We start from the raw sequence: 12,162 nt of genomic DNA, 5'->3' as shown, positions 1-12,162 counted from the left end.
ATATTACCCTGGGACGCGCCAACCCGGCAAGCCCGGTATTGTGAAATATTGGTGAAGATATGCCCAAGACCCCCGTTTGGCGCGCCATCGCCACGACCCTGACGGACGAGATCGCCGCCGGTCACTATCGCCCTGGAGACAAGCTCCCGACCGAAGCCGAGCTGGCCGCGCGTTTCGGCGTCAACCGCCACACGGTGCGCCGCGCCTTGTCGGATCTCTCGGATCAGGGGCTGACCCATGCGCGACGAGGCTCGGGCGTGTTCGTATTGGCCGAACCAACGGATTACCGCATCGGCAAACGCGTCCGTTTTCACCAGAACCTGACCGAGGCGGGCCGCATGCCCACAAAGCGCGTGCTGACCCTGCAAACCCGTCCCAGCGATCAGGACGAGGCCGCAGCCTTGCAAATGCCCCAAGGCGCGATGGTGCATGTTTACGAAGGGCTTTCGCTGTCGGATGACACACCGGTGGCGCTGTTCCGTTCGGTTTTTCCGGCCGAAAGATTGCCCGATCTGGACAGGCATCTGACCCATTTCAAATCGGTAACCAAGGCGCTGAGGGCCGCAGGCGTGTCCGACTACACCCGTGCCTCGACCCGATTGACGGCAAAAACGGCGACAGCCACACAGGCGTTGCAGCTGGGTATCTCTGAGGGCGCCCCGATCCTGCGAACGGTAGGAATCAACGTGGATATGGATGGCCAACCGGTCGAGTTCGGCCACACTTGGTTTGTTGGTGACCGGATCACACTGGTTTTGGATGACCAGGTCGCAGGAAATCCCTGAAAACAAGGGCATTTGTCACATCCGCGACACGCAACCCGCCTAAAACGCAACAAAACCGTTTTAGGCAGAGCATACCGCCATGACACGTATCCTTCCCCCCGTACGCCTGACCGGCGCTACGATCCTGCGCGAGCAGGAAATGCAGGACCGCTCGATCGTGATCGAGGACGGCCGCATTTCGAAAGGTCCCTTCCCGGCGGTCGATCTGTCCGGTTACTACGTGCTGCCCGGTATCATCGACCTGCACGGCGATGCATTCGAACGACACATCGCCCCTCGTCCCCTGGCGCAATTTCCCCTGGTCACCGGGCTGCAGAACACTGACCGCGAGGCCGCCGCCAACGGCGTGACCACCGCTTGGCTGGCGCAAAGCTGGTCGTGGGAGGGCGGTATTCGCAGCCCCGATTACGCTGAAAAGCTGCTGGATGCCGTGGCTGCCTATCGCCCTCAGTCGCTGACCGACCTGCGCGTGCAGCTTCGTTACGAAACCCACATGGTCGACACGGGCGAGCGTCTTCTGGCTGCCGTGCGCAAACACAAACTGGACTACGTGGTCTTTAACAACCATCTGGATCAGGCCGAGGAAATCACCCTTGCCCGGCCCGCCGAGCTGACGGAATGGGCGCACCGTGCGGGGAAATCTCCCCAAGAGTACCTGCAACTGGTCAAGGACACCTTGGCCCAGGCTCCGCAGGTCCCGCGCCATCTGTGCCGGCTGGCCGAATCTTTCGACGCGATGGGCGTGCAATATGGCTCGCATGACGACCCTGATGCTGAAACCCGCGAAAGCTATGCGATGATCGGCGCTCGTATCTGTGAATTCCCAACGGCCCGCGGCCCGGCAGCAGCAGCCCGCGCAATGAGCGATCCGGTGCTGATGGGCGCCCCCAACGTGGTGCGTGGCGGCTCGCAATCCGGCAACGTCCCCGCGACCCAGTTGATCCGCGATCGGTTGGTGACCGCCCTGGTGTCTGACTATTTCTATCCCTCACTGGCCCGCGCGGCCTTTGCCCTGGTCGAAGAAGGTGTGCTGACCCTGCCGCGTGCGTGGGCGCTGATCTCGGCCAACCCTGCGCAGATCATGCGCCTGACGGATCGCGGTGTTATCGATTATGGCAAACGCGCGGATCTGGTGGTTGTGAACAAGGCCACCCACGCGGTCGAGGCCACTATCGCCGGGGGCCGCCTGTCCTTCCTGTCTGGCGAGGCCGCGCGCCGTTTCATCCACGCCGAGCAACCGCTGCGGATGGCCGCCGAGTAGCGCAAAGGGCGCGCTACCCGTACTTTTCCAAGAATGCCTCGGCGCTGAGGGTGCGAAAGTCGTCCAGCGACGCGTGCAGGCGGTCGTGATCCCAATCCCACCAAGCAAGGTCCATCATCCGCCGGGCCACTTTGTCAGGGAACCGCGCGCGCAGGGGCTTGGCCGGAATGCCAGCGACGATCATATAGGGGGGAACATCCTTGGTCACGACCGAGCCCGAGGCCACAACGGCACCATGCCCAACAGTCACCTCGGGTTTGATCTGGGCATTGTGCCCGATCCAGGTGTCATGCCCAATAGTCGCTGTGCGCGCATGGCGTTGCGCAAAGAACGCGTCATCCAGCTCGGCACCTTCGAAATAGTCGGGGCTGCGGTACAGGAAATGGTGAAGGCTGGCGCGCTCCATCGGGTGGTCCGTCGCGCCGATGCGGGTAAAGCTGGCGATGTTTGCGAACTTGCCGATCTGGGCGTTGGCGATGTCGGCGTAGCGATCGCAATAGGAATAGTCATCCATATGTGTGTGGCCGATCCGGCTGCCTTTGCCCACCTCGCAATAGCGGCCAAAGGTGACGTTGTTCAGGTCCACATCCGGGTGCAGAAACGGCTTGTCCGCGCTTAGTCTGGTCATTGCTTACCCCTTGATCAGGCGACGGCGCAGCATACCCGACACCCAGTCCATCAGCATCACCATAAGGACGATCAGCACGATGTAATAGCTGACTTCCTCCCAGTCTTTCTGGGTAATCATGGCTTGGGTCAGCAACAGGCCGATGCCGCCCCCGGTGATGGCACCGATGATGGTGGCGCTGCGGGTGTTGGATTCCAGATAGTACAGGACCTGGCTTAGCAGCACCGGTGTGATCTGCGGGATCACTCCAAAGCGATAGCGCTGCAAGGGCTTGGCCCCGGTGGACTGGATGCCCTCGATCTGCTTGTCATCGACGTTCTCCAACGCCTCGGAAAACAGTTTGCCGAAGGTGCCCGTGTCGGTGATCAGGATCGCCAGCGCCCCTGTCAGCGGGCCGGGACCGAAGGCCCGTGCCAGAACGATGGTCCAGATCAGCGCGTCCACGCCGCGGAAGAAATCGAACAGACGGCGCGCGGCACCGCGCAAAATCAGCAGTGGTGTAAAGTTTTTGGCAGCCAAAAAGGCCAGCGGCAGCGCGACAATGGCCGCACCCATAGTGCCTAGGAAAGCCATCAGGATTGTTTCGAACAGGGCCCAAACGACGTCCCCGTGGCGCCACATCTTATTGTTCCAGAAATCGCTGACGATCTTGCCTGCCTCGCCTGACATGGCGCGGTTGGCCAGTTCGCCCAGCCCCATACCGTGATAGTCACTGTCAAGCGTGAAGAAGAACAGCTCCCACCCGAAGGCATAACGATACAGCTCGGTCCGGTTGCGCGTGATGGTGATGCGGTTGCCGGGGTTGGTTACCACCAGCCGGTTTTTCGTACCGCTGATCGTGTCAGGCGCGCCCTCGGGCAAAACGGCATTTACCCCGCTGCGGCCAGGCTGGGCGGTAAACGCATAACCCGAGGCAAGCGTCACCTCGACCCCTGCATCAGATAGCACCACCGTGTCGCCTCCGCCCAGATCGACCAGGATCCGATCGGCGCCGGGCTGCACCCACGCGGGATGCTCGCCATCGGGATAAGTCCCCTTGCGCTCGCCCTCAATGGCATAGCTCATCTGCCCCGAGCGGTTGTCCCGCGTGACGTGGGTTTTATAGCTATAGCTGTCTCGGATCAGGGTTTTGCCATTGTCCAGGTTGGCGCGTTCGGCCAGTCCGGGAATATCGAAGGAAAAGAAGATATAGGTCAGATAGGCCAGCACCAGGACAGGCAGACCAAAGGCCATCAGGCGTTTTTTCAAAAACAGGGTGTTGGCCCCGGCCTTCAGACCCATAGTTTCAATTGAGGTCATGGTCATAGAACCACCTCCAGCTTGGCGCCGTGTGTCAGGCGATGACGCAGAACCGAGGACAGCTGATCCACCACGACAATCGCGCCGAACAGCAGGATGAAAATCGCCGCGGCCTCGTCATACTGGCCCTTGCCCCAGCTCATTGCGTTTTTCAGGTCGTACCCGATGCCGCCGGCGCCCACGAAGCCAAGGATGGCCGAAGCGCGGATGTTGATCTCGAACCGCAGCAGGGCATAGGACAGATAGTTCGGGGACACTTGCGGGATCACGCCCAGTGTCATCCGCTGCACCCAACCAGCGCCCACGGATTGCAACCCTTCGACCGGCTTCAGGCTGGCGTTTTCATTGACCTCGGAAAACAGCTTGCCCAGCGCACCAGAGGTATGGAAGGCAATCGCGATCATCGCCGGCACAGGCCCGCCGCCCAGAATGAAGATCAGCACAAGGGCGATCACGATTTCTGGCATGGCACGGGTGATGTCCATGGTCCGGCGAAACACCGGGATCAGACGCGGCCAGCGCGCCAGCCCACGGGTCGAAAGCAGAGACAGCACGATCGCGAACAACGCCCCGATCAGCGTCGAAGCCCCCGCGATGTTGATCGTCTCGATCAAAGAGGGGAAGAATTTCACGAAATGGCCGGGCAGCTCGGTCAATTTTTCGCTGGCTTCGCCCAGAACCTCGGCCGGAAAATCGAATAACCGGTGCAGGCCCGACCAGAACCCACCCGCGTTGCGGTCGTCGGCCAACATAAAGCCCGACACCATCAGAGCCACGAAAATGGTCAGCATGATGGCAGTGTACAGGCGCTTGCGACGCGTCAATTCCATGTAGGAATCGCGCACCTCCGAAATGGGGGTGTGGTCAGTGATGTCAGCCATATGAGAACCTTTGGGCAAAGCAACAGGCCCCGCGATGGTGCGGGGCCTGCGCAAAAGCGGTCAGCTTAGTTGGACTTCAGCTTACGTGCTTCGATGATGACTTCGTAGGCGTCGTGAGTGATCGGCATGAAGCCTTTCGCGTCACCCTGCAGAACGCCGTATGCGCAGTCTTCGTCCATCGACTTCAGCGAGGCCAGCAGGCCGGTGAATTTGACTTTCACGTTTTCGGGCAGGTCTTTGCGGACAACAAAGGGGCCTTCGGGGATCGGCTTGGACTGCCAGATCTGTACCAGGTCGTTCATGTCGACCAGGCCGGCGTCCACAGCTTTGCGCAGCGCGCCCGAGCTGAAGCCGTCTTCCCATTCGCCCAGACCGTCGGCCCAGGTCACACCGGCGTCAACGTCGCCGTTGTTCACGGCAACGATGGTCTGCTCGTGACCGCCAGTGAATTTCACTTCGCCGAAGTAATCACCCGAGGTCATGGTTGCGCCGGTCGCCTGGGGGATCTCGATCGAGGGGATCAGGAAGCCCGAGGTCGAGTTCGGGTCACCAAAGCCAAAGACTTTGCCCTTCATGTCGTCCAGCGATTTGATGCCGCTGTCCTTGCGGGCGAAGCCAACCGAGTAGTAGCCATAGCCACCGTCCAGGTTCACTTTGACCAGGATCGGCTCGACCGCTTCGGGGTCGGACAGGAAGGTTTTGGCATAACCCGATGCGCCCAGCCAGGCCGCGTCGATGGTGCCGCCCAGCAGGCCCTGGATCACGCCGTTGTAATCAGCAGGGGCGAACAGCTTGGTTTCGACACCCAGCAGGGATTCGGTTTTTTCGCGCAGGCATTCGTTGCTGTTCAGACGGTCTTGGGCGTTTTCACCACCCAGGATACCGATGCGGAATTCTTTGATTTCGTCTGCCATGACCGGGCTGGTCAGGGCGGTGGTTGCCAGAACGGCAGCAATCAGTTTTTTCATCGTCTCTCTCCGATTAGGATGAAGTCTGGTTGGATAAGGTCAGGCCGTTTCGGCCAGGTCCGCCCGAGTGTGGCGGTCCAGCGTTTCGATGCTGGTGCTGGTCGCGGCCTCGGAAAACGAGGCATCCGCGCCATAGATGTCCCGCGCGACGCCAGTGGTCAGCTGCGCAGGAGTTCCGTCAAACACGATCCGGCCGGCGCGCATCCCGATGACGCGGTCGCAATAGCGGCGGGCAGTGTCCAAAGTGTGCAGGTTGGCGATCACCATGCGGCCGTCCTCGTCATGAATGCGGCGCAGGTCGTCCATGACGATCTGGGCATTCATAGGGTCCAGGCTGGCAATGGGCTCGTCCGCCAGAACGATCTTGGGGTCTTGCATGATTGCGCGGGCAATCGCGACGCGCTGTTGCTGCCCCCCCGAAAGGGCCTCGGCACGTTTCGCTGCGTGGGCGGCGATACCCAGGCGATCCAGAATGTCGATGGCGCGGTGGATGTCGTCCTGCGGATACAGGTTGAACATGGTCGCTACAGCCGAGCGCCGGTTCAGCGTCCCGTGCAGCACGTTGGACACCACATCCATGCGCGGCACCAGATTGAACTGCTGGAAAATCATCGCGCAATCGCGCTGCCAGCGCCGTTTATCCGCGCCCCTCAAGGCCGAGATTTCGCGACCGTCAAAAGTGATGGTCCCGCTGGTCTGAGTCTCAAGCCGGTTCAGCATCCGCAATAGGGTGGATTTGCCCGCACCCGACGCGCCAATGATGCCGATCATCATCGGACGGTCGATCTGGATATTGACGGAATCCACGGCCCGAACGGCACCCCAGGACTTGGTCAGATTTTCAATGGTCAGCATTCTTCACCCCGCTTCTGAAAGAGCGAGTTAGGGCCGGGCCGAGACGGATTTTTGACAGATTTTTTAAAGTTTCATGACGCCGCACTGCGGAAGTGCGCGTGATTCTGTCATTAACCTTTTGTTAGCAATCACTGTTTTCACCTGCAGCGAGAGCATGAAGAAAACGCCATCCTAACGTCAGCCGCGCCACCGCATTGCCAAAGATTTCAGCAAATGACCTGGTAGAATCGCGAAACAGCGCATGTAGCGCAAAAACAGGCGGCCGGGATTTTCCAGCATTCGCCACAACCATTCCATCTGAATGGTGCGCACCCAACGCGGCGCACGGACTTGGCTGCCTGACAGAAAATCCAGACCCGCCCCGATCGAGGCAAAGCCCACGCTGGGCGCCGTTACGCGGCCCCGTGCAGCGAATAGTTCTTGTTTGGGGGCGCCAAGTGCGATGAAGCACAGGCCAACGCCATCGCTTTCAAGGGTGCGCAAAATCTCGTCCGCTTGACCGCCCTGCGGGTCGAACCCGAACGGGGGCGCAATCCGCGTTGTCACCCGCAGACTCGGCACTTTGGCCATCAACGCCTCGGCCGAGGCTTTCAGGCTCGCGTCGGTCGTTCCCACCAGCCCAACAGCCACATCCATTTGCGCGGCCAGACGGCACAGCGGCAAGATCATGTCCGACCCCGGCATCAACGTTACAGGTTGCGCCGCCAAACGCGACATCCAAACGATCGGATTGCCATCGGCCACCACAAAATCCTGCGCCTTATAGGCCGCCCGGAAATCCATGTCCGAGCGCAACTTCACAAGATGATCCAGGTTCAGAGTCGCAAGGGCAAAACCCTGCTTGTCGGCAAAACGCGCCGCAACCAGTCGCTCCAGCGTGTCCCAATCGGGGACGTCGACGGACAGGCTGTACTGATCAATCGAAAATTCCACGCAGTCCTCCTGTTTGGGCCACCTGCTTCTTGAATACGCGCTTGGAATGGATAGGCAACAGCGCGATTCCGCGAAACCGCTTTAACAGCGACAAACTGTTGACATTTTCCTATGCTGTTTTGCAGCAAATGACAGGAAATAGTCGATTTTGGAAACAATGACCTTGGCAGGACGAACGTGGCACGGACAGGCAAGGGGCGCAGCATGAGCGGCGTGACCCTGATCGGGTGTGGCTTCGTGGCCGACCTGTACATGCGTTCGCTACAGGCGTCGGGCATTTCGGTGCTGGGCGCCTTTGATCAGAACGCTAAGCGTCTGGCGACCTTTTGCGACTATTGGGATGTGCCCAAGGCGAACGACCTAGAAGAGCTTTTCACGGTCACGCCCTCGGACGGCGTGATCCTGAACCTGACCAACCCTTCTGCGCATTACGATGTGAACCGCGCCTGTTTGCAGGCGGGCCACCATGTCTATTCGGAAAAACCCCTGGCGCTGGATATGACCCATGCGCGCGCGCTGCACCAGATGGCGCAGGACAAGGGGTTGCTGCTGGCCTCGGCGCCCTGTTCCGTTCTGGGAGAGGCAGCGCAAACGCTGGCCAAAGCTGTGCGCGATCAGGTGGCCGGGGAACCTCGGGTCATCTATGCCGAGCTGGACGATGGCTATATTCCCCAAGCTCCAGTCAAGGACTGGCGCAGCGAAAGCGGCGCGCCCTGGCCCTATGAGGACGAGTTTCAGGTCGGCTGCACGCTGGAGCACGCGGGCTATTACCTGACCTGGCTGATCGCGATGTTCGGGACGGTTCAAACCGTGACAGCGGCCTCGGCCTCGGTGATCCCGGACAAGCTGGACGTGGCGGATGCTGCCCCTGACATTTCCGTGGCGACACTGTTTTTCGAAAGCGGCATGGTCGCGCGGCTGACCTGTTCCATCGTTGCGCCGCATGACCACCAGATCCGTGTTATCGGCGACAAGGGCGTTCTGGCCTTGCACAAGGCTTGGGACAATGGGGCCGCCGTGAAGTTCCATCCTCGTCTGCGTATCCGTCGCCGCCTGCTGGACAGCCCGCTGGGCCGCCGCATCAAACTCAAAGGCGCCACGCATCCCAAGGTCGGGCGTTGGGGGGCGGCCTCGATGAATTTTGCGCTGGGTCCGGCCGAGATGTTAGAGGCCTTGCGCGACAAACGCCCGTGCCGCCTGTCTTCGGATTTCGCGCTGCACCTGAACGAGGTCACGCTGGCCATCCAAAATGCGGGCCGCACTTCTGGCGCGCAGGAAATGACAACGCAATGTCCGCCGATGGAGCCGATGCCATGGGCGAAATGACCCCTGAGATGACGCTGATGATCACCGGTGCTGCGGGCTATGTCGGGCGCGCGACCGTAGCGGCCGCCCGCGCCGCGGGGCATGACGTGGTTGCGGTTGTCCGGTTGGCGGGCGTGGTTCCTGATACCTGGGCCGACGACGAAGGCATCGAGGTGGTCGAGGCAGACTTGTCGGACCCCGCATGCATACCCGCTCTGGATATGGAGGGCATCGATGCTGTCATCCACGCCGCCGCGTCGTTATCCGGCGATGACGCTGAACAGGCGCGCTCGACCATGAACGGCACCCTGCACCTCGTGCAGGCTATCGCCGACTCCGAGTTGTCCCCTCGATTGGTGCTTGTCAGTTCGATCAGCGTTTATTCGGGGATGGGTCTACTGGCCAATCCGATGATCGACGAGACCTCGATGCTGGAGCGCAACCCAAGCGCACGCGACGCCTATTGCCGTGCCAAACTGGAGCAAGAGGACATCTGTGTCGACGCCGCGCAAGAGCTGACCCTGGACCTGCGGCTGATGCGCCTGGGCGCCGTTTTTGGGCCCGAACGTTTGTGGAACGCCCATGTCGGCCCCGGGATCGGTCCCTTTGTCTTGCGTCTGAATGACGGCGGCGAGATCCCCCTGTGCCATGTTAACCACGCCGCAAATGCCCTGGTTCGTGCAGCTGAATTGCCCGTGCCCCAAGGGCCTGATGGCCCGATCGAAGTGCTGAATCTGATCGATGACGACCTGCCTGATCGTATCCGGTTCCTGAACGCAATGGCACGCACCGGGTGGCCCAAAATCATCGTACCCGTGCACTGGCGGTTGTTCGATCTGCTGGCTTCGGCATTGACCTGGTTGCCAGGCCTTCCCGGTTTGCTGCGCCGCGAAACCCTACGGTATCGTATGGCCAGTGCCTTCTATCCCAACGCGCGACTGAAGGAACGACTGGGCCTGCCGGCAACACCAGCTTTCGAACAGGCCTTTGCCCAGTCCCTCGTGCCCACCACCCCTACCGAGGATGACGCATGACCACCATCGCCTATCTGACCGGGGAATACCCTCGCGCGACCGACACATTCATCCAGCGCGAAGTGGCACAGCTGCGGGCACAGGGCTTTACCGTCCAGACGTGCTCGATCCGGCGCACCGGAATGGAACACCTGGTGGGCGAGGAACAACGCGCCGAGGCCGCCCAGACGTTCTATGTCCTACAAGCCGCTGCGCGCCCTTTGCGATCCTTGCGCAGTCACGCGCGCGCGCTGAAACGCTCGCCCTCAGCTTATTTCAAGACGCTGCGTCTGGCGATCCAGACCTCTCCGGGTGGGGTCAAGGCGATGTTGTACCAGCTGTTTTACTTTGCCGAGGCCGTGGTGCTGGCGGACCATCTTCGCGAAACCGGTGTGCAGCACCTGCACAACCACATTGCCAAAGCCAGCTGCACCGTCGCGATGCTTTGTCACGAGCTTTGTGGAATTCCCTACAGCTTTACCATGCACGGACCGGATATCTTCTTTGAACCCATACGGTGGCGTATAGATGAAAAGATAGCGCGAGCATCGTTCGTTGCCTGCATCAGTGATTTCTGCCGCTCGCAGGGGATGGTGTTTTCCGATCCCGCGCATTGGGACCGGATGCATATAGTACATTGCGGAGTCGAGCCTGACCGTTACCAAACCCCGGCTCAGCGCTCGGGCACCCGCGCACTGTTCATTGGGCGCCTGGCCGCTGTCAAAGGTCTGCCGGTGTTGTTCGACGCGATGAAGGGGCTTGTGCAGGACATCCCAGATTTCCACCTGACGGTCATCGGTGATGGACCTGACCGCGTTGAACTTGAAACGAAAGCTGCCGCTATGGGCCTTGCGGGGCATGTCTCGTTCCTTGGCTACAAGTCCCAGTCCGAGGTCGCGCAGACGCTGCAAACGCAAGACATGCTGGTTCTGCCCAGCTTTGCTGAAGGCGTTCCAGTTGTGCTGATGGAAGCGATGGCCAGTGGCCTGCCCGTCGTCACCACGCAAATCGCGGGCGTGCCGGAACTGGTGCAGGATGGCACCTCGGGGCGGCTGGTACCGCCGGGGGACGCAGACGCGTTGCGCCTGGCGATGCAGGACGTGCTAACAGACCCCGAACGCGCCATCCAGATGGGTCAGGCCGGTCGCGCCAAAGTCGCATCGGAATTTGATATCCGCAACGAGGCCGCATGGCTGGGCACATTGATCCAAGGCTATATCGACGGTGCGCCCCCAACCTCGAAGCGACCGGAGACCAACTCATGAGTACAGTCGCCGCCGTCGCCATTGGCCGGAACGAAGGCGACCGTCTGGTCCGCTGCCTGACCTCGTTGAAGGATCAGGCGGATCGGATCGTCTATGTGGATTCAGGGTCAACGGATGACAGCGTGCAGATGGCGCGCCAGATGGGCATTACCGTGGTCGAGCTGGACACCACTGTCCCCTTTACCGCCGCCCGTGCCCGGAACGCTGGCTTCCAGGCGCTGAAGCCCGACTTGCCGGACTATGTTCAGTTCGTCGATGGCGACTGCGCGGTCGAATCAGGCTGGTTGCAAAAGGCCGCCAACGAGCTGGACACTCGCCCCGAGCTGGGGATCGTCACCGGCTGGCGCTATGAAATCCACCCCGATCGCAGCATTTATAACGCCATCGCCGATTTCGAATGGCACCGCCCCGCCGGTCAGATCGCCGCCTGCGGGGGCGACATGATGGTGCGCAGCGCTGATTTCGACGCGATCGGAGGCTTTAACCCCAACGTCATCGCGGCCGAGGACGACGAGCTTTGCTGCCGGATGCGCAAACACGGCAAAACCCTGTGGCGTCTGCCTGAAACGATGACACATCACGATGCCAACATGACGCGCTTTGGCGAATGGTGGCAGCGGGCGGTCCGCTCGGGGCATGGGTTTGCGCAGGTCGGCGCCCTGCATCCCGACCATTTCCGCCCCGAGCGCAAACGTGTCTGGATTTTCGGCGCTTTGCTTCCTTTGATCGCTGTGATCGGGGTATTCAGCTGCTGGCTACTGGTGCTTCTGGTGCTGGCGGCCTATCTGCTGTCCTATATCCGCACGGTTTCGGGCCTTCAGCGCGAAGGCGTGGCGGGCGCACAGGCAAAACGGCTGTCAGTACTGCTGAGCCTGTCGAAGATCCCCAATTTCCTGGGGCTGTTGACCTATTACAAACGCCGGGCAACCGGCGCTGACATGAAAATCATCGAATACAAGTGACGGAGCC

Annotated in this window: 12 protein-coding genes; 6 read left to right on the top strand and 6 right to left on the bottom strand. The window is 60.9% G+C overall.

Features of this window, described 5'->3' with window-relative positions:
- Nucleotides 1-59: 59 nt before the first annotated feature.
- Together phnF and ACOQOQ_RS05215 are read left to right on the top strand one after the other, a co-directional pair.
- Nucleotides 60-785: a phosphonate metabolism transcriptional regulator PhnF gene (gene phnF / locus ACOQOQ_RS05220; protein WP_420569077.1), complete on the top strand. Its 726-nt coding sequence runs from the start codon at nucleotides 60-62 to the stop codon at nucleotides 783-785.
- A 79-nt stretch (nucleotides 786-864) separates the two neighbouring features.
- Nucleotides 865-2,046, top strand: a complete 1,182-nt coding sequence (locus ACOQOQ_RS05215) for an alpha-D-ribose 1-methylphosphonate 5-triphosphate diphosphatase (protein WP_420569076.1) — start codon at nucleotides 865-867, stop codon at nucleotides 2,044-2,046.
- A 13-nt stretch (nucleotides 2,047-2,059) separates the two neighbouring features.
- Here the strand turns inward: ACOQOQ_RS05215 and ACOQOQ_RS05210 are convergent, their stop codons facing one another.
- From ACOQOQ_RS05210 to ACOQOQ_RS05185, 6 genes are all read right to left on the bottom strand, one after another.
- Nucleotides 2,060-2,674: a chloramphenicol acetyltransferase gene (locus tag ACOQOQ_RS05210; protein ID WP_420569075.1), complete on the bottom strand. Its 615-nt coding sequence runs from the start codon at nucleotides 2,672-2,674 to the stop codon at nucleotides 2,060-2,062.
- Nucleotides 2,675-2,677: 3 nt separating this feature from the next.
- Nucleotides 2,678-3,979, bottom strand: coding sequence for a phosphonate ABC transporter, permease protein PhnE (phnE, locus tag ACOQOQ_RS05205; RefSeq protein ID WP_420569074.1), 1,302 nt, complete (start codon nucleotides 3,977-3,979; stop codon nucleotides 2,678-2,680).
- Nucleotides 3,976-4,854 carry a phosphonate ABC transporter, permease protein PhnE gene (gene phnE / locus ACOQOQ_RS05200; RefSeq protein ID WP_420569073.1) on the bottom strand — a complete coding sequence of 293 codons (879 nt, stop codon included), beginning with the start codon at nucleotides 4,852-4,854 and terminating at the stop codon, nucleotides 3,976-3,978. The genes phnE (ACOQOQ_RS05205) and phnE (ACOQOQ_RS05200) overlap by 4 nt, the downstream gene beginning before the upstream one ends.
- A gap of 65 nt (nucleotides 4,855-4,919) precedes the next feature.
- Nucleotides 4,920-5,822: a phosphonate ABC transporter substrate-binding protein gene (gene phnD, locus ACOQOQ_RS05195; protein ID WP_420569072.1), complete on the bottom strand. Its 903-nt coding sequence runs from the start codon at nucleotides 5,820-5,822 to the stop codon at nucleotides 4,920-4,922.
- 39 nt (nucleotides 5,823-5,861) lie between these two features.
- Nucleotides 5,862-6,677 (bottom strand): phosphonate ABC transporter ATP-binding protein, encoded by an 816-nt coding sequence (gene phnC, locus ACOQOQ_RS05190; RefSeq protein ID WP_420569071.1) that lies wholly within the window; start codon nucleotides 6,675-6,677, stop codon nucleotides 5,862-5,864.
- A 177-nt stretch (nucleotides 6,678-6,854) separates the two neighbouring features.
- Nucleotides 6,855-7,610 (bottom strand): WecB/TagA/CpsF family glycosyltransferase, encoded by a 756-nt coding sequence (locus ACOQOQ_RS05185; RefSeq protein WP_420569070.1) that lies wholly within the window; start codon nucleotides 7,608-7,610, stop codon nucleotides 6,855-6,857.
- Nucleotides 7,611-7,814: 204 nt separating this feature from the next.
- On the opposite strand from ACOQOQ_RS05185, the gene ACOQOQ_RS05180 reads away from it, so the two are divergent.
- The 4 genes from ACOQOQ_RS05180 to ACOQOQ_RS05165 are packed head-to-tail and all read left to right on the top strand — an operon-like array spanning nucleotide 7,815 to nucleotide 12,155.
- A complete protein-coding gene (locus ACOQOQ_RS05180; RefSeq protein ID WP_420569069.1) occupies nucleotides 7,815-8,936 on the top strand; it encodes a Gfo/Idh/MocA family protein in 1,122 nt (373 codons plus the stop codon).
- Nucleotides 8,900-9,949 (top strand): NAD-dependent epimerase/dehydratase family protein, encoded by a 1,050-nt coding sequence (locus ACOQOQ_RS05175; RefSeq protein ID WP_420569068.1) that lies wholly within the window; start codon nucleotides 8,900-8,902, stop codon nucleotides 9,947-9,949. The genes ACOQOQ_RS05180 and ACOQOQ_RS05175 overlap by 37 nt, the downstream gene beginning before the upstream one ends.
- On the top strand, nucleotides 9,946-11,193 hold the full coding sequence (locus tag ACOQOQ_RS05170; protein ID WP_420569067.1) for a glycosyltransferase family 4 protein: 1,248 nt from the start codon (nucleotides 9,946-9,948) through the stop codon (nucleotides 11,191-11,193). The genes ACOQOQ_RS05175 and ACOQOQ_RS05170 overlap by 4 nt, the downstream gene beginning before the upstream one ends.
- Nucleotides 11,190-12,155 (top strand): glycosyltransferase, encoded by a 966-nt coding sequence (locus ACOQOQ_RS05165; protein ID WP_420569066.1) that lies wholly within the window; start codon nucleotides 11,190-11,192, stop codon nucleotides 12,153-12,155. The genes ACOQOQ_RS05170 and ACOQOQ_RS05165 overlap by 4 nt, the downstream gene beginning before the upstream one ends.
- The last annotated feature ends 7 nt before the right edge of the window (nucleotides 12,156-12,162 follow it).

This window comes from Thalassovita sp., from assembly GCF_965218685.1.
Classification (GTDB): Bacteria; Pseudomonadota; Alphaproteobacteria; order Rhodobacterales; family Rhodobacteraceae; genus Thalassobius.
This window is presented reverse-complemented; position numbering and strand designations above follow the sequence as displayed.